General features: G+C 73.6%; 17 protein-coding genes. 4 read left to right on the forward strand and 13 right to left on the reverse strand.

Translation table 11 applies throughout. The features are described from left to right. Position 1: 1 nt before the first annotated feature. From ABZ370_RS19080 to ABZ370_RS19105, 6 genes are all read right to left on the reverse strand, one after another. Positions 2 to 2,023 (reverse strand): putative baseplate assembly protein, encoded by a 2,022-nt coding sequence (locus ABZ370_RS19080; protein WP_358621987.1) that lies wholly within the window; start codon positions 2,021 to 2,023, stop codon positions 2 to 4. Beyond that, the gene (locus ABZ370_RS19085) at positions 2,023 to 2,493 is read right to left on the reverse strand and encodes a GPW/gp25 family protein (RefSeq protein WP_358621990.1); all 471 of its coding nucleotides are present in this window, start codon (positions 2,491 to 2,493) and stop codon (positions 2,023 to 2,025) included. Before ABZ370_RS19085 ends, ABZ370_RS19080 begins: the two co-directional genes overlap by 1 nt. A 69-nt stretch (positions 2,494 to 2,562) precedes the next feature. Continuing rightward, on the reverse strand, positions 2,563 to 4,467 hold the full coding sequence (locus ABZ370_RS19090; protein WP_358621993.1) for a VgrG-related protein: 1,905 nt from the start codon (positions 4,465 to 4,467) through the stop codon (positions 2,563 to 2,565). A 70-nt stretch (positions 4,468 to 4,537) separates the two neighbouring features. Continuing rightward, complete coding sequence (locus ABZ370_RS19095; protein WP_358621996.1) at positions 4,538 to 5,263, reverse strand: LysM peptidoglycan-binding domain-containing protein; 726 nt, start codon at positions 5,261 to 5,263, stop codon at positions 4,538 to 4,540. Next, positions 5,263 to 5,700 (reverse strand): phage tail protein, encoded by a 438-nt coding sequence (locus ABZ370_RS19100; protein ID WP_358621999.1) that lies wholly within the window; start codon positions 5,698 to 5,700, stop codon positions 5,263 to 5,265. Before ABZ370_RS19100 ends, ABZ370_RS19095 begins: the two co-directional genes overlap by 1 nt. 111 nt (positions 5,701 to 5,811) lie before the next feature. After that, on the reverse strand, positions 5,812 to 6,330 hold the full coding sequence (locus ABZ370_RS19105) for an extensin (RefSeq protein ID WP_358622002.1): 519 nt from the start codon (positions 6,328 to 6,330) through the stop codon (positions 5,812 to 5,814). A 298-nt stretch (positions 6,331 to 6,628) separates the two neighbouring features. Here ABZ370_RS19105 and ABZ370_RS19110 point away from each other — a divergent pair, with 298 nt between their 5' ends. Both ABZ370_RS19110 and ABZ370_RS19115 read left to right on the forward strand, forming a co-directional pair. Beyond that, on the forward strand, positions 6,629 to 7,300 hold the full coding sequence (locus ABZ370_RS19110) for a hypothetical protein (protein ID WP_358622005.1): 672 nt from the start codon (positions 6,629 to 6,631) through the stop codon (positions 7,298 to 7,300). A 222-nt stretch (positions 7,301 to 7,522) separates the two neighbouring features. Then, a complete protein-coding gene (locus ABZ370_RS19115) occupies positions 7,523 to 7,900 on the forward strand; it encodes a hypothetical protein (protein WP_358622008.1) in 378 nt (125 codons plus the stop codon). Between the two features lie 927 nt (positions 7,901 to 8,827). Here the strand turns inward: ABZ370_RS19115 and ABZ370_RS19120 are convergent. The 4 genes from ABZ370_RS19120 to ABZ370_RS19135 form a co-directional block, all read right to left on the reverse strand. Next, positions 8,828 to 8,989: a DUF6760 family protein gene (locus tag ABZ370_RS19120; RefSeq protein ID WP_358622010.1), complete on the reverse strand. Its 162-nt coding sequence runs from the start codon at positions 8,987 to 8,989 to the stop codon at positions 8,828 to 8,830. After that, positions 8,986 to 9,486, reverse strand: a complete 501-nt coding sequence (locus ABZ370_RS19125) for a hypothetical protein (RefSeq protein WP_358622012.1) — start codon at positions 9,484 to 9,486, stop codon at positions 8,986 to 8,988. Before ABZ370_RS19125 ends, ABZ370_RS19120 begins: the two co-directional genes overlap by 4 nt. Beyond that, on the reverse strand, positions 9,486 to 9,929 hold the full coding sequence (locus ABZ370_RS19130) for a phage tail protein (protein WP_358622014.1): 444 nt from the start codon (positions 9,927 to 9,929) through the stop codon (positions 9,486 to 9,488). Before ABZ370_RS19130 ends, ABZ370_RS19125 begins: the two co-directional genes overlap by 1 nt. 66 nt (positions 9,930 to 9,995) lie before the next feature. Continuing rightward, complete coding sequence (locus tag ABZ370_RS19135) at positions 9,996 to 11,603, reverse strand: phage tail sheath family protein (RefSeq protein WP_358622016.1); 1,608 nt, start codon at positions 11,601 to 11,603, stop codon at positions 9,996 to 9,998. A gap of 342 nt (positions 11,604 to 11,945) precedes the next feature. Between ABZ370_RS19135 and ABZ370_RS19140 the strand changes: the two genes are divergently transcribed. After that, positions 11,946 to 13,259 (forward strand): RICIN domain-containing protein, encoded by a 1,314-nt coding sequence (locus tag ABZ370_RS19140; RefSeq protein ID WP_358622019.1) that lies wholly within the window; start codon positions 11,946 to 11,948, stop codon positions 13,257 to 13,259. 61 nt (positions 13,260 to 13,320) lie between these two features. Here ABZ370_RS19140 and ABZ370_RS19145 read toward each other — a convergent pair whose 3' ends face one another. Further along, positions 13,321 to 13,950: a response regulator transcription factor gene (locus tag ABZ370_RS19145; protein WP_358622022.1), complete on the reverse strand. Its 630-nt coding sequence runs from the start codon at positions 13,948 to 13,950 to the stop codon at positions 13,321 to 13,323. Positions 13,951 to 14,256: 306 nt separating this feature from the next. Here ABZ370_RS19145 and ABZ370_RS19150 point away from each other — a divergent pair, with 306 nt between their 5' ends. Beyond that, on the forward strand, positions 14,257 to 15,843 hold the full coding sequence (locus ABZ370_RS19150) for a helix-turn-helix domain-containing protein (protein ID WP_358622024.1): 1,587 nt from the start codon (positions 14,257 to 14,259) through the stop codon (positions 15,841 to 15,843). On the opposite strand, the gene ABZ370_RS19155 is transcribed toward ABZ370_RS19150, so the two are convergent. Both ABZ370_RS19155 and ABZ370_RS19160 read right to left on the reverse strand, forming a co-directional pair. Continuing rightward, positions 15,837 to 18,029, reverse strand: coding sequence for an AAA family ATPase (locus ABZ370_RS19155; protein ID WP_358622027.1), 2,193 nt, complete (start codon positions 18,027 to 18,029; stop codon positions 15,837 to 15,839). The two genes, ABZ370_RS19150 and ABZ370_RS19155, sit on opposite strands and share 7 nt — an antisense overlap. Next, positions 18,026 to 18,646, reverse strand: coding sequence for a DUF4255 domain-containing protein (locus tag ABZ370_RS19160; protein ID WP_358622283.1), 621 nt, complete (start codon positions 18,644 to 18,646; stop codon positions 18,026 to 18,028). Before ABZ370_RS19160 ends, ABZ370_RS19155 begins: the two co-directional genes overlap by 4 nt. Positions 18,647 to 18,667: the final 21 nt, after the last annotated feature.

The following is an 18,667-nucleotide window of genomic DNA, read 5'->3' on the forward strand; positions in this document are numbered from 1 at the left end:
ATCAGCCCCCGATCACGCGGACGCGGTGGTCGAACGGGAAGACCAGCGACGGACCGGACAGCCGGATGCGGTCGGTGGCGTCACCGCGTTTGCCGGTGAGCGGGTCGGCCGGGTGCAGCAGTACCTCGTCCACCAGCTCGACGCCCGGTACGCGCTGGAGCACCGCGAACAGCTCGCCCGACTGCACCTGACGGCCGAACGGCCAGCCGTTGCCGTCCACGCCGCCGGTCAGCGGGTCGAGGTGGGCGTACAGCGCGTCGAGCGCGGCACGGCGCACCGTGTCCGCGTCGGCGCTGCGGTACGCGTGCAACGTCACCACCGCCGTCACGCCCTGGTAGTAGGGCGGGCCGATGGCCAGGCGGGTGCCGATGGCGCGGCGTTCGTCGAGGAAGCGGGTGATTTTGTCCAGCAGCTCGTCGCCGGGCACCAGTTGCTCGAAGCGCAGCCGCCCGCCCACGTCCGGTACCGCCTGGGGCACGACCAGGACACGTACGGCGTTCTCCCCGGAGTCGCCTGCGCCGGTGTCCGTCCCGCCCCTCAGAGACGTACCGTCAGCGCCGCCACTCATGCCGCCCGCGGCGGCCGGGTCCGCCGCCTGGCAGGAGATACGGGCCACCTCGGGGGCGGCCTGCCGGGTCAGCTCCTCGTAGTCGCGCCGGGTGACGGCCCGGTCCTGGGCGCGCAGCGCGATCGGCGCGCGGACCTTCGCCTCGTCGACGGTCTCGGCGTCCACACCGCCGCGCGCCGCCTCGAGGTTGTCCACCCGGGCCACGTACGGGACCGAACTGCGCAGCACACGAATGCAGTTGCGGGCCACGTTGCCGATCCGGCCGCCGCCCGTGCGGTAGCGGGTGGCGCGGATCGTCGCGCCCTTGGGCGGGACGGCACCGTACTGCCGCAGGGTGCCGTCCGGCAGGCGCACCGCGGGGCCGAACGCCACCTCGCCGGTCGCGTGGTCGAGCGTGACGTGCCGGTCGCCGGGGCCGGACGCGGACAGGTGCGGCACCACGGACCACGGCTGCCAGCCCGCTCCGTCCGACACCTCCAGCTCCAGTGGCGGTTCACCGGCCGCCACCGGTGTGCGCGCCAGCCGCACACGCTGCCCCGGCACACCGGAGGACTCGCCCAGCGGCTCGTCGGCGACCGTTTCGGCGTGCGCCGCCCGCACCGTGCCCCCGATGGTGAACGCGGACGCGTCGCGGACGGTGGGCGAGGTGGTGTACGACGTCATGCCCGGATCGGCCGCCACCACGCGGCAGCGCACCCAGCCCGCGTCGAACCGGCCGACGCGCGAGACCTCGTGACCCGCCGGGATGTGCAGCACCACCTCTCCGGGGCGGTTCAGGCCGCCGGTGGAGTCCTCCTCCACCGCGCAGCCGCGCCACCCCTCCGGTGTCCACGCCTCCCACACCAGCGGGGGGTTGCGCGGGTCCACGCCGACACCGTCGACCCGGCTGTCCAGGCGCAGGACGACGGCACACGAGGGGACGGCGGTGTCCAGGCCCAGCAGCAGCGTGTCGCCCGGCCTCGGGGCCTCGGCGAAGACCATCACGTCCTGGCCGTCGAGGATGTCCGAGGTGCACTCGGAGGGCGGCTGCCCGTGCCCCTGCGTCTGCACCCGGGTCAGCTCGCACGGCACCACCGGCAGGTCCTCCTCCGTGGCGAACACCACGGCGTCCTCCGTTTCGGTGCGCACCGTCGCCGTCTCCGTACCGGCGGGCAGCAGCACCGTCTCCGGCTGCGGCGCGGACAGCCAGAAGGTGATGTCCGCGCGGGCGGCGGCGGGCGGGAAGAGGGAGACGCCGATCAGGTCGAGGAAGGCCAGGTAGTTCTTTTCGGGCACCCGGTTGAGCCGGTACACGAGCTGGTCGGCCATGTCAGCGACGGTCTCGACGAGCGTCACGCCCGGGTCGGACACATTGTGGTCGGTCCACTCCGGGCACCGCCGCTGGATGTGCCGCTTGGCGTCGTCGACGAACTGCTGGAAGCGCCGGTCGTCCAGGTGGGGTGAGGGCAGGGCCATCAGCGGTGGTTCTCCAAAGCGGTGTCGTTCTCGTCGCGCGGTCCCCCGTCGTCCGGGCCTTCGTCGTCCGGGCCCTCGTGCGAGGGGATGACGTAGAAGGGGAAGACCAGGCTGCGCGGGTTGTTGGTGCCGCGGATCTCGTAACGGACGTCGATGAGCAGCGCGGCGGGCTCGTCCGGCGCGGGGGCGACGCCCACCTCGCTCACGTCGATCCGCGGTTCCCACCGGTCGAGGGAGGCCCGCACCTCGTGGCGGATGCGGCCCGCCGTCGCCTCGTTGACCGGCGCGAACACCAGGTCGTGGATGGCGCAGCCGAACTCCGGCCGCATCGGCCGCTCCCCGGGGGCCGTGGACAGCACCAGCCGGATCGCCTCCTCGACCTCCCGTTCGCGCTGCACCAGCGCGATGCCCCCGGACGCGTCGGTGCGCATCGGGAAACCCCATCCCGCACCGACGAACTGCTCACCCATGTCCGCTCCGTCCTTCCGATCCGTACTCGCCGCCGCCCCTTGTCCCGCCGTCCTTGTCCCATGGACCCGTCACGGGAGCGGGACCGGTATCCCGTTCGCGGTGACCACGCCCTGGAGCGCCACGGAGACCGCCCGGAACTGGGCCGAGGCGGCCGCCGAGAGCTGGAGGGTGCCCACCGCGTTCAGCGTGGCCGCGCTGCCCGCGTTCATGGTCAGCGCGCCGCCCGCCCGGATACCGACCTCGGCGCCCGCCTGGACGTTCACCCCCGCGCCACCGCGGATGTTGACCGCGCCGCCACCGCGGATGTTCACCGCGCCCGTGGCCCGCAGGTCCAGGTTTCCGCCGCTCTTGACCTCGACGCCACGGGTGCCCTCGATCGACACCTCGCCCCTGCTGTTGATCGTCACCGTCGTACGGGTCTGGTCCAGGTGGACGGTGAGCTTGCCGTTCCCCGTCTGCAGCCGGATGCCCTGCTTGGGCGGGGTCTGCCGGTCCAGCAGCTCGACGATGTGGCCGTTGCGGGAGGCGAGGCTGCGCCAGTTGACCCGGCCCCTGGTGCGGTCCACCGGCTGCATGCCGTCGGGGTCGTCGGTCGGCTTGTCCTTGCCGTTGTACAGCCCGGCGAGGACGTACGGATGCTCCAGCGAACCGCGGTCGAACGACACCAGCACCTCGTCCTCGACCTCCGGCAGCAGCAGCCCGCCACCGCGCACACCGCCGAACTGGGCCACCCGGCACCAGTCGCTCTCGTACGTGTCCGAGAGCCACGGGAAACGCAGCTTGACGCGCCCCATCCGCAGCGGGTCCATGATGTTGGTGACGATCGCGTTGACCACACCGGGAAGCCGCTGCGCGTCCTCGCCCCCGCCACCGCCCGAGGCCAGCCCGTACAGCGAACGGAACTGACGGCCCGTCACCGACACCCAGGTCGTGTACGGGCTGCCGCTGGCGAAGACGTGGCGCACGCCCGTCGCCGTGTACTTGCCCTCGAACGGAAACCCCGCGCCGTTCAACGCCACCGGGATGCCCGGCCGCAGATCCGGATTGCCGGTGACCGCGACCTCCAGCTCGGTGAACGAGGACGCCACGTCCTCGGCCAGCGCCCGCGCCGCGTGCCCCACCTGGGACTGCGTCCCGTACGGCACGTCCGTACCGACCAGCTCCGCCTTCCCGAACCGGGCCGAGGCCTTGGCCGGGGTGATGTCCGTGCGCGCGTCCTGCGTCGTCCCCGCGCTCGCCTGGCCCTTCAGCGGCCGCTTCGTCTTCACGTCCCAGCCCCGGACCCGCACCGTCCGCGTCTGCCCCGCGGAGGTCACCCCGACCCTGCTGTGCAGTTCGTTGGTGCCGAACTCCAGGACGTAGGGGCTCCGCTTCGAGGGGGTGGAGTCGGACGGCGCACCGGAGGCGGACACCAGTTCCGTGAAGCACATCTTGCCGTTGTTGTCGAAGTACAGATGGACGTCGTTCTCCTGCGCCAACCGGCACAGGAAGTCCCAGTCGGTGATGTTGGGCTGGGTGGCCAGCTCGTACACCGACCGCGTGGTGTCGATGCGCCCCGGCTTCAGCCCGTTGCGTGTCGCGAGGCGCCGGGCGATGTCACCGGCGGTCATGTTGGGGTAGCCCTCGACCCGGCGGTTGCGCAGCAGCCGGTGCCCCGGGTCGAAGCCGCGCACCACCAGCGACCTGCCGGCACCGTCCTTGTCCACCTCCATCGCCGTGATGTCACCGGTGAGCATCGGCTTGCCCTTGCGCCCGTCGGTGACCGGGCACAGCGTCGCCTTCGCGCCCACGGTGATCTGCCGGAACGTCTTCAGCAGGTCCCTGCCGACGTCGCTGAAGGTGAGCTGGAAAGCCGAGGGCACGTTGACGCTGGCGTCCACCCAGCCGTCGACCAGCAACCGCTCCAGCTTGTCGGGGAGTGGGGCGCCCTCCACCTCCACGTGCAGCACGCTGGTGTACGTCTTCTGGCTCATCGCAGTGGTCGTCTTTCGTCTCGTGGGGGTCGGGCGGTACGGGCTCGTCGGCGGCGGAACGGCACCGGGGTCACCCGCCGGTGTCGTTGATCGCGGGCAGCAGCAGTTCGGTGCCGGTCGCCAGGCGCATCGGGTCGTCGATCCCGTTCGCCTCCGCGATCACCCGCCACCCCGTCGCGTCCCCGTACTCCCGCCAGGCCAGCGACTGGAGCGTGTCCCCGGCCACCACGCGGTGCACCCGCCGCGCGGACAGCGCGCCCGACGTCGGGTTCTGCCCCTTCGTCGCCAGCGGCACTTCCGTCAGCGTCAGGTTGCAGGTCGCCCGAGTCGGTTCCCCGGTGGGGCTGAAGAGGGTGTAGGTGGCGCTGACGCTGTCCACGTGCGCCACGAACTGCACGGTGTTGAACGAACCCCAGGAGAACCTGACCCACGGCGGTGAAGGGCGATTGGTCGACAGCGACGGCGGATACACCTCGCAGCACGACAGGAGCAGATCCACCTTCTTCTGCACCTTCGAAGCCCCCGGCTTCGCCGAGGCGTCGAGGAACACCTCCAGCTCCAGCGACGCGGGTTGCGCGCCCACGAACTCCGGCGGCGCGCCCCGGGCGTAGCCCACGGACGGCTGAGCGCTCCACGATGCCGACCGCGTCAACTGGAGCTGGCTCGGATTGAACTGGAACTCCACCTGCCCGATCCGCCCGCCGAGCCCACCCTCGAGACTGGTCGGCGGCTGGTGGATCGCGAGCGAGGCGCGGACCAGGCTGGCGCTGCCGCCACGGGAGCCGATCGCGGGCATCAGGCCCCTCCGGCGTCGGTGAAGCCGTGATGCGTGATCTCCAGCGTCTCGGTGGCCACGGCCGGGCTGGACGGGTCCAGGGTCGGCCCCTGCCAGCGGATCGGCAGCACATCCACCAGACCCCACTGCGCCACCAGCGAACCGTCCGCGCGCAACGCGGCGATCTGCGCGGTGGGCCGCCGTATCCCGGTGGCCACGGACGAGATCCACGCGGCCACCTTCGCGGTGTCGGGCGTGAGCGGGCGGGTCAGACGGATGGAGGAGAACGTCACCCGGGACGGGAGCTGCCAGACGAACCCGTTGTTGCCGCCTTCCTCCCGCTGCTCCACCTGCACCTCGGACGACAGGCCCTCGCAGCCGTTGAACAGCCCGAGGTTCTGGCCGTCGATGGTCAGCTTGAAGTAGATGGTGGAGCCGGGGTCCTTGGTGGTGGTCATCGGTGGCTGATTTCTCCGGGAGGTGGCGGGTGGTGGCCGGCGGGTGCCGGGTCGGGTGGCGGTGCCGCGCGGACGGCCGGGCTCCTCCTGTCGGGAGCGGGCCGACCGGGGCTAGCGGCGGGGGTCGCGCAGTCGCCCCACCCGTTCGCGGTCGGCCCGCAGCTCGGCCCGCAGAAGCCGGGACAGCGGCCCGAGCAGCCGTCGCGCCAACTCGTCCAGCTCCGTGGCGGATTGCTGCCGTGTGGCGGGTGCGGGTGCGGGTGCGGGTGCGGGTGGGGTGGCGCGTGGCGCGGGTGTCGGGGGCGACGGGGCCTGCCTCTGCACGGTGGCGGGCGGGGGTGTGGCGGGCCCGGTGGACGCGGCAGCGGGACGTGGCGCGGGTGCCGGGGGCGATGCGGCCTGCCTCCGCACCGCGGCGGGCGCGGGTACGGGCGCGCCGGTCACCGTCCCCGGCCACGGCGCGGGCGCGGCGGGGCCGGTGGCGGCCGTACGCCGTTGCACGGCCGCCGGAGCGGCCGCCGTACGAGGTCCGGGGGACGAACGCGGGCCGGACGCCACCGCACCGGGCCGTACGACGGGTACGGCAGTACGGGGACCGGCCTGCTGGGCCGAACCGTTCGCTCGCCGCACTGGGCGAGGCCTCACGGCAGGGGCCGACCCCCCGCCCGGCGCATGCGACGACGGACCGGGCCCGGGCCCGGCGGGCGTCGCGGAGGCCGGCCCGGTCAGCGCACGTGCCGTGGCGAGTGGCGCGGACGGAGCCCGCCTGCTCGGCGGAGCGGCGGGCGCTGAAACCGGAATGGTGCCGGGCACTTGGGACGCCGGGGGCCGAACCGGTCCGGCGGAACGGCTGAGCTGGACCGGGGGAGTGGCGGCCGGGCGCCGCCCACGCGGCGCGTCGGAGGACGCGACGGGAGGGGCCTGCCCGATGCCCGGCAGCGGCTGCGGCTGCGGCTGCGGCTGCGGCGTCGGAGCCGGAGACGGGGTCGCGGTCGGAGTCGGGGGCGGAGCCGGGGCCGGGGGCGGGGCCGGAGTCGGGTTCGCGGTCGCGGTCGGCGTCGGGGGCGGGGCCGGGGAGACGGTGCGCTGTGCGGTCACCGGCCCGGCGTCCTGGTCCGGTGTCCGCGCCCATCCCTCGGACACGGGGCCCGTGGTGACGGGAGCACCCAGCAGCGGGCGCCGACGCGGCGCCTCGGGCGCGATCGGCGCGGTGTGCGGATCGTCCGACGGGGCGCCCGTGCGGTGCGAGGGCGCGGCCTCCGCAGCCGCCGGGGCACTGGGGCGCGGGGCGCCGAGCCCCGCACGCCTGCGCTGGACGCGCGGCGCGGCAGCGGGCGTGCCCGCTGCCCCCGCGGCGTCGGCCGGACCGTTCGCGGGGGGCGCTTCCGTACGGGGCGGCGTCACGGGACCGGGCACCTGTGGGACCGGGCCGGGGAGCGTGGACCGCTGGACCGGGGCGTGCGTCGGCGGGGCCGACCGTGCGGACGGCTGCCCGTCCGGAACCGCTGTGCGAGCAGAGGTGTTCGGTGAGGACGGCGCACTCCGGGCACCCTCGCCCGTACCGGGCGGCGGCGTGTCCGCGCCTGCCGAAGGCGCCTGACCGCCGCCCCGGGTGGCGGACGTGGCGGGACCGGACTGCGCCGTCGCCGCCCGTCGCACCGGTCCGGCCGACCGCGGAACCCGGTCTCCCGGACCGGGGTTCGCGGCCGTCGCCGCACCCTCGTGGGCGGGGACCGTTCCGGTGGTGGGGCCGGTGTCGCCGGGCGCGGAGGGCTCCGCGGCTTCCGGCCGCCGGGCGGTGCCGGGCCGACGTGAGGGTGCCGTGTCCCCAGGGGTGGGGCTCGCTTCGGTGGTGGGGCCGGTGCTGGCGGCCGCGGCGGGCTCCTGCCGTGGGGTGTTCGGCCGTGTCATGGCCCGCTGGGCAGTGCCGAGCCGACGTGAGATCACCGGACGTGGCGCGGTGGTCAGCGCGGGTCCGGAGGCGCGGGAGGCCGGAGCGCTCGGGCGCGGGGCGACGGGGAGACGTCGGATGTCCGGCGCGGGGCGGGGCGCGCGGTTCGTCGCCGACGGTGCCACCGGGTCACCGGTCGGCGAGCCCGACACGCTCGATTCCCGTCCGTCGGTGACGTCCCGGCTGCCCGTTCCGCCACCGGACGTGGGCGCACCGGCTTCACCGGCCGCTCGCCGCACGGCGGCATGACCCGTGGCGGCTGCCTGCCGCGTCGCAGGACGGGCGGTCCTCGAGGCGGCTTCCGGCTGATGCGTTGTCGCCGCGCCGTCACGCCGCTGTGGACCGCCGTCATCCGCCGTGCGCTGTGCCGGTGGGGCGGCGGTCGGGGCCGTGTCGGGTGTTCCGTTGCCGGGTGCGGGTGCGGGTGCGGGTGCGCGTTGCGCGGTGGTGTCGCCCGTGGTGGCTGTCTGTCGTGTCGTGCGGCGGGGAGGCCTCGGGGTTCCGGAGGAGGGCTGCGAGGTGTCCGCCCGGCCCGAGGCGGCACCCGGCGGCCGGGCCGTAGCCGCTCCGTCGCGCAGTGGCGAACCGCCGTCGTCCGCAGCGGCGCCCCTGACAGCGCGAGGTGCCGGGGGAACGGCGGCCGAGGCCGGGCTGTCGGAGGCGACCGCGCCCGGCCGTGGCGAACCGGCCGCGTGGCCGTGCCCGGTTCCGGGGCGCGACGGGGCTACCCGGCGCTGCACCTGTGGGTGCCCTGCGGTCGGGGTGGACGGGTCGCCACCGCCCTCGGAGTCCGCGGGGCCCTGGGCGGGCGGCTGCGCGACCGGCAGGGGCGGTGGCGGCACCTCGGATGTGCCCGGCCGTGCGGTGACGAGGCCGTGGACGATGCCCGACGGTGCCGTACGGGCGACCACATGGGCGGGCTCGCTGCGGAACGACGGGTTCTGGTGCGTGCTGAGCCGGGACGCGAAATCCCGGGCGGAAACGGTCCGCGGCGCGCCGAGTACACGCTGCACCGGCCCGGCGGTGGCCCACTCACCCGCGGCGCGGGCGCCGGAGCCTCCGGCCGTCCCCTCCGCGTCGGCCGCACCGGCCGCCGCCGGTTCCACGTCGCCGCCCCGCTGCGGTGGCGTCCCGTGCCGCAGGCTCCTCCATACGTCCCTGATGCCCATGGTCAGGTCACCGGCTCCCCTCGGAGGCGCGGGCGACCAGGGCCGCGGCCTGCTCCACGTACCTGCCGCGGTCCCGGTGTTCGAGGTCGAGGAGTTCCCCCATGCTCCAGTGGAAGTGGTAGGCGAGGTACGCGACCTCCTCGTGGATGCGCTCGGCCGCGTACGTCACGATTCCCCCAGGCGGCTCCCGGCCAGCTCGACCTCGAAGGACTCCTCGCAGTGCGGGCAGGCCACGGCCGCGCGGGTGTGGCCCTCGGCGTTGATCTGCCGGTAGAAGTCCTGGAGGAACGCCAGGTCGGAAGCGAACATGTTCTCCACGGTGCCGTCGTGCACCATGGGCAGCGTGCCCAGCCGGGTGATGACCCGGCCGAGCAGCACCACGGACAGATAGGCGGGGTTCTCCTGCACCCGCACATCGCGCAGCGGGACCAGTTCGTCCCGCGCGGTGGCCAGGCGCATCGTCCCGGAGCGGTGGACGGTGCCGCTCTCGTCCACGTAGCCGCGCGGCAGCTCGAAGTCGAACTCCGTCCGCAGGGCTTCCTGCCGGGCGGGGGCCTCGGCAGGGCCCGCCGGAAGTCCCGGGTCGGCCGGAAAGCCGGAGTCGGCCGGAAGATCCGGGGCGGCGGGGGCGGCCGCAGCCGCCCCCTTGGGTGCCGAGCGACGCATCACTCGATGACCAGTTCTTCGAAGACGATCGTGACCTGCTCGGTGAGCGCGGAGGCATCCCCGGCCTTGACGCCGCCCGCCTCGACCTTGCTGCACCAGGCGTTGCGCAGGTTGTACCGCTTCACCGGGGCGTTCTGGTAATCCATCATGATGATGGAGGCGTTCTTCCGGGCGCTGCCCATGTTCCCGGAGATGGAGTTGTTGATCCACTGGGTGAACGCGCCGGAGGACGTCATACCGCGGGTGACCGTGCACTCGCCGGCCTTCTTCGTGCCGGGCAGCTTCTTCGTGACGGGCTTGCCGGTGGCGGAGACCTGCTGGTATTCGATGACGTCCTGCTCGATGGACAGGCCGCTCACCTCCTGCAGGTACTCGACCATCACGCCGTCGATCTGCAGGCCGAAGTTGTGTGAGGTGAGGGCGTCACCGGGCTGGAGGGACATGCTGGGGCTTCCTCTGCTTCCTTATGGGTGGGGCGGTTTGCGCGGTGGCTCGTCGGCCGTCGGCCACTACTCGTCGAGCTCGCCGCCGCCACCGGAGAACTGGGCCAGCCGGAAGACCACGAACTCGGCGGGCTTGACCGGTGCGATGCCGATCTCGCAGACCACCCGGCCCACGTCGACGGACTCCTGCGTGTTGGTCTCCGCGTCACACTTGACGTAGAACGCCTCTTCCGGGCTCGCGCCGAACAGGGCGCCCTCGCGCCACTCGTTCACCAGGAACGCGGAGATGTTGCGCCGAATCCGGGCCCACAGCGCCTGGTCGTTGGGCTCGAACACCACCCACTGGGTGCCGACGAGGATCGACTCCTCCAGGTAGTTGAAGTACCGGCGCACGTTCAGGTACCGCCAGGCCGGGTCCGAGGACAGCGTGCGCGCGCCCCAGATGCGGATGCCGCGCCCCGCGAAGGCGCGGACGCAGTTCACACCGACGGGGTTGAGCAGGTCCTGCTCGCCGCGGGTGATCTGCAGTTCGAGGTCGACGGCGCCGCGCAGGATCTCGTTCGCCGGGGCCTTGTGCACGCCGCGTTCGGAGTCGTTGCGCGCCCACACCCCCGAGATGTGGCCGCTCGGCGGGACGGTGCGGCCCTGGCCCGTGGAGGGGTCGAAGATCTTGATCCAGGGGTAGTAGAGGGCGGCGTACCGGGAGTCGTAGCCCGCGGTGTCCTGCCGCCACTCGCGCACCTGGCGGGCGTTCAGCCCGGGGGGCGGGTCGATGACGGCCATCCGGTCGCCCATCTGCTCGCAGTGCGAGATCATCGCGAGCTGGACGGCCTTGACGGTCTCCAGGTCCAGGGCTCCGCTCTGGTAGGCCGCCATCAGGTCCGGGGCGGCGACCATGCTGACCTCGTCCAGGGCCTCCAGGCCGCCGAAGCCGGTGCGGTCGGCGGAGTCACCGATGTACTGGGAGGCGCCGGCGCCACCCTGCGGAGCGGGCGTGCCGCCGCGCGACGGCGCGGGGGTCTTCGCCTTGGCGGGAGCGGCCACGAGGGCGCTCTGTGCGTCCGGCCGGGCGAGCTGCCCGCCCTGCGCGGCCTCCTCCACGAAGATGAGCTTGGAACGCTCCTTGACCTGGGTGACGACGTAGTTGCGCGCGGTCTTCTTCGCGCTCACCTCGTACGTCTCGGCCGTGCGGTCACCGTCCTTGACGGTGAGCGTGAAGCGGTCGGCGGGCCCGTCCCCCTCGGGGTGCGCCACCTCGACGGTCAGCGAGCCGTCCTCGCTCGCCGAACCGGCGGCCACGGCCGCCACCTTGAACGAGCCGAGTGTGGCCGGCTCGCCCGCCGTGATCTGCGCGGGCGTGTTCTGGGACGACGCGGCACCGCGTCCCTCCGGGGCGCCCCGGTCGTCCGCGGAGCCGCCGACCCGCACCACATAGGCCGCGGAGCCGCCGTTGTTGAAGAAGCCGTAGACGGAGTGGGCGAGGTAATACCCGTCCGTGAACTCGCCGAACGCCGCCACGTACTGCGACCAGTTGGTCACCAGCGTGGGCTCGTTGAGCGGGCCCGTCGGTGCCAGTCCGACGAAGGCGGCGACCGATGTGCCCACCCCCTCGATGGGACGTGAGCCGCCGGCGACCTCCTCGACGTAGACGCCGGGGGACAGGTACGTGGGCATGTTGCTCCTCGAAGGACAAGGCGGTGTACAAGACTGCGCAGCCCAGCATCGGCGTTCGGAGGACGCGGGGCGAGGGGCGGCCGTGCAGGGTCCGGGGCGGCGGTAGGCGTCCCCGGGGGAAGGAGCCGTTGCCCGGACGACGGCGGTCACGGCCCACCGGTACGGCGGCATCACCGCACCCCGCACCGCGCCCCAACAGGACCGCCGTACGCGAGCCGTACGCGCGGGGAGTGCCAACCCTGCCACGGGCCGCGGGGCTGCCCCTGCGGTCCCCGCGGGCTTCCCGCGATGCTTCCCCCGCGTGCGGTGACGGCGCCGGTTCCGCCTCCTAGCGTGCGGGAGGTGAGCATCTGGACTTCCCTGGAACCCGAATCCGCCCCGGTAGAGGCGGGTGGCAGCACCACGGTCACGCTGCGGCTGCGCAATACGGCGGATGTCGTCGAGGAGTACCGCGTCGTACCCGTGGGAGACCCGAGCCTGTGGTGCTCGGTGGAACCTGCCACGTTGCGGCTGTACCCCGGGGCGACGGGGAGTGTGGAGCTGACGTTCTCCCCACCCCGTTCGCCCGAGGCCCGGGCAGGGGCGAACCCGTACGGCGTGCAGATCGTGCCGACCGAGAACCCCGAGCTGACGACGGTGGTGGAGGGCAACCTCACCATCGCCCCGTTCGTGGAGGCCAAGGCGGAACTGCTGCCGCCCACCACCCGCGGCCGGTTCCGTGGGCGCCCCAAGCTGGCGGTGGACAACTACGGCAACACCAAGCTGACCGCTTCCCTGACGGGCCGGGACCAGGGCAGCGCCCTGGAGTTCGACGTGCGGCCGGGCGCGGTGCAGATCGAGCCGGGCCGTGCGGCGTTCGTGAAGGTGGGGCTGCGGCCGTCGAACATCCTGTGGACGGGGCAGAAGGAGAGCCACGCCCTGACCGTCGCGGTGCAGCGGTCGGCCGCCACTCCGATCGACGTCGCGGGCACGTTCGTCCAGCGGCCGGTCTTCCCGCGCTGGCTGTTCGGGTTCGCGGTCTTCGCCCTGGTCCTCGCCGTGGCGTTCGTCGGCCTGTGGCTCTCGACCGACAAGACCCCGAGCACCAAGGCCACGGAAGTGGCCGCCGCGACGCACAAGCCCGTGCATGAGGGGGACGGCGGCGAGCAGAAGCAGGAGCTTCCGAAGTCGCCCAAGACCACCCCGCCGCCGCCCGCCGCCCCGCCGCCCGCCCCGGCCCCGGCCGCGCCCGCGCCCGCGGGCGGCAACGGCCAGGAGGAGCAGCCCAGGATCGGCACGGTCGTGGGCGTGACGTCGAAGCGGTGCATCGACGTCCCGGGCGACGCCCCGAAGCCCGAGCTCGCGCAGTTGCAGATCTTCGACTGCTTGCCCAAATCCGACAACCAGAAGTGGACGATGGCGAAGGACGGCACGATCCGGGCGCTGGACCTGTGCATGGACGCGGCAGGCGGCGGCCGGAAGAACGGCACGGTCGTCCAGCTCGCCCGCTGCAACGGGGAGCCGGCTCAGCAGTTCCGTCACACCAAGGATCGCACCCTGGTGAATCCGCAGTCCGGCAAGTGCGTCGACCCCGCGGAGGGCAAGGACGACAACGAGACGAAGCTGCAGCTGTGGTCCTGCACCGGGGACGACAACCAGAAGTGGGACCTCCCCTGAGGCCCTCGCCCCCGACAGCCGTGGCGAGCCCGCCCCGGACCCTCAGGTGCGGCCCTGACCCTCAGATGTAGCCCTCGCGCAGCGCGTACGCCACGGCGTGCGCGCGGTTGCGCAGCAGCTGCCGTGTCATCAGGTCGTGCAGCACGCTCTTCACCGTGCGTTCCGAGTACGCCATTTTGGTCGCGATCTCCCGGGTTTCCAGGCCCTCGGCCACCAGCCGCAGCACATCGACCTCGCGCGGAGTCAGACCGGTCGCCGGGGCGGCCGTTCCCTGTGAGGCGCTGCGCTGGAGTTCTCCCAGCCGCTCCAGCAGCCGTCCGAGGAGATCGGGGGGAAGATCGCCGTCCCCGCGGTGGGCCGAGCGCACCACGCGGGACAGGCGTTCCCCGGTCGCCTCGTGCCGCCACAGGATGGCGGACACCCCGCACTCCACAACGGTGAGCAGTTCCGCCTCCCGCAGGCCGCGGGCGACGAGGACCACCCGTGTCCCGTTCCGCACCAGACGCCGCAGTGTGGCGAGTATCTCCTCGTCGAGGGACTCCACCAACAGCACCCCCACCGATGCGTCGCCTCGCGACTTCACCTCGACATCCGGCTGGTGGCGGATGAGTTCCACCGCTCCGGCCCGGGACACCGGGTCCGCGGCGTGGACCGCCACGTCGATGGGCGGCGACATGACGTGTGTCGGCATCGTTCCGTTCACTCTCCCCCCTTGTTGTCCTGTCTCCACTCAGGTCGGGTCCCGTGCTCTGCCGGGACGGTGCCAGGCAACCACATGGTGATGACAACCAGCAGGCAGTGCGACCGGCAGTCAGCGGCAGAAGACCGGAGGTGACTGCCGGTCGGTGTGGTGTGTTCGGAGAGTTGTCATCTTTTCGCGTTAGAGTGACGAGAACTCACCTGTTCGGTGGCCAAAACCGATGGGGTGTCAGCACGTAGTCACGACGGGGTTGAGAGGGACATGGTTGGGCACGAACGTGCAGGAGAGTGCGGGGGGATGAAGGGCGGAGGCGCGGAGGCGGCCCGCGTGCCCCTCGGCGATCTGGTCCGTGAGTGGCGCGAGGCCGTCGGCCTCACCCAGCGGGACCTCGCGAAAGAAGCGGGCGTCAGTGTCCGCGGGCTCCGCGACATCGAAAGCGGCAGAAGTCGCAGTCCCCAGCGAAGAACCCTGCGGTCGCTGGCCGGCGCGCTGGGCCTCGACGACTGGGAGTACCGCTCCCTGACGGGGCGGCGGAAGGTGCCGGACGCACCCGGACCCGCGGCCCCCTGCACCCTCCCGGGCCGGTTCGCCGGCTTCACCGGCCGCACCGCCGAATTGCGCACCGTGCGCGACCTCGTCGAGCGCGCGTCCGGGGGCGGGCTCAGCGAGACCGCGGCCTGCGTGATCTCGGGGCAGCCGGGAACCGGCAAGAGCACGCTGTCCGTACAAGCCGCCGAGGAGGCCGCCCCCTTCTTCCCCGACGGACAGCTGGCGCTCGACCTCAGGGGCACACGGGACGCGCCCCCGAGCCCGGCGCATCTGCTCGGCTCCCTCCTGCGCGCGCTGGGCCTGCCCGCCGAGCGCGTTCCCGCCGACGGGGCCGAACGGGAAGCGCTGTACCGGTCGGTGACCCGCGAACGGTCCCTCCTCGTTCTCCTCGACGACGCGGCGGACGAAGCCCAGGTGCGTCCCCTGCTGCCGGTGGGTTCCCGCAGTTTCGCCCTGGTCACCTCCCGCCGCCCGCTCAGCGGTCTGCACGGCGTCGTACGTCTGCAATCCGGCTCGATGGCCCCGGAAGAGTCTCTTGACCTGCTGCGCCAGGGAGCGGGCAGCGCCCGGCTCCGGGCCGAACCCGGTGCGGCCCGGGAGCTCACCGAGCTGTGCGGACATCTGCCCCTCGCGCTGCGCATCGTGTCCAACCGGCTCGCGGCCCGGCCCTCGTGGGGCCTGGCTCCCCTCGCCGAGGAGCTGCGGGACGAGCGCCGGCGGCTGACCCGGCTGCGCTCCGGCGACCTGCAGATCTCCGACGCCTTCGAGAGTTCCCGCCGCAAGCTCAGCTCAGGCACGCGCACGGTCTTCGACCGGCTCGGCCTCGTCCAGGCACCGGACTTCGGCGTCTGCGTGATCGCGGCGGCCGCCGGGTGCGACTGGCGCAGCGCGGCGACGGCGCTGGAAGAACTCGCGGACTCGGGGCTCGTGGAGCCCGCGGCCGCCTCCGGCCGGTACCGGTTCCACGACCTGCTGCGCCTCTACGCCCGTGAACGGCTGGCCGAGCCGGGCACCGAGGGCTTGCGCATGACGTTACGCGGTTACGTACGGCGACTGCTGGAGGCGGGCCGGTTCCTCGATGTCCACGCCGAGGAAATCGCACTGGCCCGCCGCTGGCTGAAACAGGAACAGACGCGTCTCGGCGTCGCGGCGGACCCTCCTGGCGTCGCTCGGCCCGCGCTCACGGAAGGGTCCGCCGCGCTCCAGGAAGAGCCCGCCGGACCGGGCGGCCCGGCCCGTACCCGGCCGCCTCCGTACAGACCCGGTCCGGGCCGTGCGGAGTCGACCGGACGGAGCAACACCGCCGAGCAGCCCCCTCGGCCCCGGCGTCAGTAGAGGGGGCCGCCGCTCACGACCAGGCGTCCCGCCTTCCGGTACTCGCGCCGCGCGCCCTCCAACAGGTCGTCCGTGCTGAGCGGGGTGCCGCGGGCGGCCGCGAGATAGCCCGCGGTGACCGCCGCGCCCCGGATACCGCCGCCCGCGAGCTCGAACTCACCGGCACAGCGCCGCAGTTCCAGGTCCGGCGCACACGGGGCGTCCTTCAGGAAGCCCTGCCACAGGGCGAGGCGGTGTTCGGCGTCGGGGAACGGGAAGTCGACGACGAGGTCGAGGCGCCGGGTGAACGCCTCGTCGATGTTCCCCCGGAAGTTGCTGGTGAGCACGGCGATGCCGTCGAAGGACTCCAGACGCTGGAGCAGATACGCGCTCTCCAGGTTCGCGTACCGGTCGTGCGCGTCCTTCACCTCACCGCGCTTGCCGAACACCGCGTCCGCCTCGTCGAACAGCAGGACGGCATCGGTCCGGTCGGCCTCCGCGAAGACACGTTCGAGGTTCTTCTCGGTCTCTCCCACGTACTTGTCCACGAGGGCGGACAGGTCCACGACGTAGAGGTCGAGTCCCAGCTCGGCGGCCACCACCTCCGCCGAGAGCGTCTTCCCCGTGCCGGAATCACCCGTGAACAGCGCCACCACGCCGCGTCCGCGCCCGCCGCCCGGGCGCAGCCGCCACTCCCGCAGGACCCGGTCCCGGTGGCGTGCCCGGGACACCAGCTCGTGCAGCCGCTCCAGCGGCTCGGCGGGCAGCACCAGGTCCGTCCAGTCCACGCCGGGCTCCACGCGCCGGGCGTGGCGTTCGAGGGCGGGCGCGGACTGCTGGCGTGCCGCACGCCGCACGTGTTCGGCGGTCAGCTGCCCGCCGTCCAGCGCGGCGAGCCCCCTGGCGGCCGTCACCGCCCTGCCCGCCCGTTCCGCGTCGAGGCGGTAGGAGGAGACGGCGGACGCGAGATCGAATCCGGCCCTCTCCTCCGCCGGGACCGCGTCCGCCCAGGCATCGGGGGCCGCCCCGGTGTCCGGAGCGTCGAAGGACGGCACGGGCACGGAGGTCCAGCCGGGGTCGAACGGATGCGGGCCGAAGAGGACGACGGGCACCGAAACCGCCGCGGGCCCATCGGCCCGGGCGGCGCCGCGCGCTTCGCCTCCGGCGCCGGCTTCCGGGACCGGAGCGCCGGGCGCCGCGGCGCACAGCGTCCGCACCAGCGCGCTCGCTTCCCGTGGGACGGGGCCGACCACCACGCCCGCACCCCGCAGCCGCGCCTCCCGCAGGAGCGGACCGGCCAGCCACGCCACGTCATCGGCGGACCGGGAGGACGGATCGAGGTGCAGTACGGGCAGCCCGGCGCGGTTCAGCGCCCCGGTCACCGGGCCGGACACCGCCGCGGGCCGTGCCTCGCGTACGTGGACCACCGCCGGGAGCGCCGCGGAGCCCTGCTCCCGGACCCGCGTGGCCAGTCCGGCGAGCCGGGGGAAGAAACCCTCGCCGGAATGCTGCCCCTGCCCCGCGCCGGGAGCGTCGGACGACTCCACCGCGCCGAGCAGTTCCCCGGTCAGGGCGTCGTCCCCGAGCAGATGGGCGACCACCCGCTCGGACACCCGCAGAGCCCGTCCGGGCAGCGGCCGGTCCTCGTCGGCGACGTCCAGGAGTTGGTGCCGCACGAGGGGAGCGGAAGGGTGGAAACGCGCCCGGGCCGCGGCCGAATGAGCGGGTAGCCCCGCGAGTTCGAGGGCGAGGGAGACGCTGGCGCGCCGACGGCCCACATCGTCGTTGAGGTAGCCGTACAGGGGCTCCAGCGACCGGTCCACCTCGGGGGCGGCGGCCACGAGCAGGATGTGCACGTCCAGGGGCAGCAGTCCGAACCGCGCCGCCACCTCGGCCACCCTGTCGCGCCCGGCGGGCTCCCCGTCCGCGGTCCGCCCTCGCAGCACCGGCGCGTAGGCGTCGTCGTCCGGCACCTGCTCCCGGACCGGTGGCGCGTGGAGCAGATGGTGGGCCGCCTCCGGCGGGACGTAAAGGCCCCGCATCGGGTCACCCGCCGTCGGGTCGTCCGCGCCGCGCCGCGCCACGAGCGCGGCGATCCGCTCGCGCAGCAGCGCGAGCCGCGACAACAGCGGACCGGCCGGATCGGTACCCGGGCCCTCCCCGTCCCGGGTCGCCGGGAGTGGCGCGCCTTCTTGCGGAGTCGTCATGGCAGTTCCTTGCGGGGGCCGGTGCGCAGCGCCGAGTCGTCCGGGGAGCCGGTCGTGCTGCGGACCCGGACCCCTGCCTGCGTGACCGGCGGCGCGGCCTCGAACTCCGGCGACACCGGGAACGGGGTCGTGACGACCACATCCAGGGACGGCTTCAGCTCCCCTCCCAGCGCCGACCAGACGTCCGCGACGGAACGGGACTCCGCGGGCGGCACGGCCGCGGTCACCGGCACCGGGACGCCCAGCCCCGCCAGCACACCGCCCAGCGCCTCCGGCGGCAGGAACTCGTTGCGCAGCAGGCACGCCAGTACGGCCGACAGCAGCCGGTGCTCGTCCTGCGGGTTCGCCGTCCACGCCGTGACCAGATAGGAGAGCCGGAACCACCGGTACGGCTGCCGGTGCTTGACCACGACACCGCGGTCGTCCCGCAGCGCCATGGGGCCCCGCTCGCGGCGGGACAGCTCTTCCCGGATGTCGTACAGATAGGCGTTGACCGCGGGCCCGGTGCGGCGCGCTGCCCACTCCCGGGTCGGCGCGTCGAGGACCAGCTCGGCGCCCGAGCCCGACAGCGGGGACTGGAGGAGCCCGCGCAGCGCCTCGTCGATCTCATGGATCACGTGCTGCCGCTCCTCGCGCCG

This window comes from Streptomyces sp. NPDC005962, from assembly GCF_040629205.1.
Lineage (GTDB): Bacteria > Actinomycetota > Actinomycetes > Streptomycetales > Streptomycetaceae > Streptomyces.

What these genes read in the sequence shown, in the direction of transcription:
- ABZ370_RS19090 (WP_358621993.1), bottom strand. Translation starts at nt 4,467, where the DNA reads ATGAGCCAGAAGACGTACACCAGCGTGCTGCACGTGGAGGTGGAGGGC.
- ABZ370_RS19130 (WP_358622014.1), bottom strand. Translation starts at nt 9,929, where the DNA reads ATGTCCCTCCAGCCCGGTGACGCCCTCACCTCACACAACTTCGGCCTG.
- ABZ370_RS19135 (WP_358622016.1), bottom strand. Translation starts at nt 11,603, where the DNA reads ATGCCCACGTACCTGTCCCCCGGCGTCTACGTCGAGGAGGTCGCCGGC.
- ABZ370_RS19095 (WP_358621996.1), bottom strand. Translation starts at nt 5,263, where the DNA reads ATGCCCGCGATCGGCTCCCGTGGCGGCAGCGCCAGCCTGGTCCGCGCC.
- ABZ370_RS19150 (WP_358622024.1), top strand. Translation starts at nt 14,257, where the DNA reads ATGAAGGGCGGAGGCGCGGAGGCGGCCCGCGTGCCCCTCGGCGATCTG.
- ABZ370_RS19080 (WP_358621987.1), bottom strand. Translation starts at nt 2,023, where the DNA reads ATGGCCCTGCCCTCACCCCACCTGGACGACCGGCGCTTCCAGCAGTTC.
- ABZ370_RS19085 (WP_358621990.1), bottom strand. Translation starts at nt 2,493, where the DNA reads ATGGGTGAGCAGTTCGTCGGTGCGGGATGGGGTTTCCCGATGCGCACC.
- ABZ370_RS19145 (WP_358622022.1), bottom strand. Translation starts at nt 13,950, where the DNA reads ATGCCGACACACGTCATGTCGCCGCCCATCGACGTGGCGGTCCACGCC.
- ABZ370_RS19100 (WP_358621999.1), bottom strand. Translation starts at nt 5,700, where the DNA reads ATGACCACCACCAAGGACCCCGGCTCCACCATCTACTTCAAGCTGACC.
- ABZ370_RS19110 (WP_358622005.1), top strand. Translation starts at nt 6,629, where the DNA reads ATGCCCGGCAGCGGCTGCGGCTGCGGCTGCGGCTGCGGCGTCGGAGCC.
- ABZ370_RS19155 (WP_358622027.1), bottom strand. Translation starts at nt 18,029, where the DNA reads ATGACGACTCCGCAAGAAGGCGCGCCACTCCCGGCGACCCGGGACGGG.
- ABZ370_RS19125 (WP_358622012.1), bottom strand. Translation starts at nt 9,486, where the DNA reads ATGCGTCGCTCGGCACCCAAGGGGGCGGCTGCGGCCGCCCCCGCCGCC.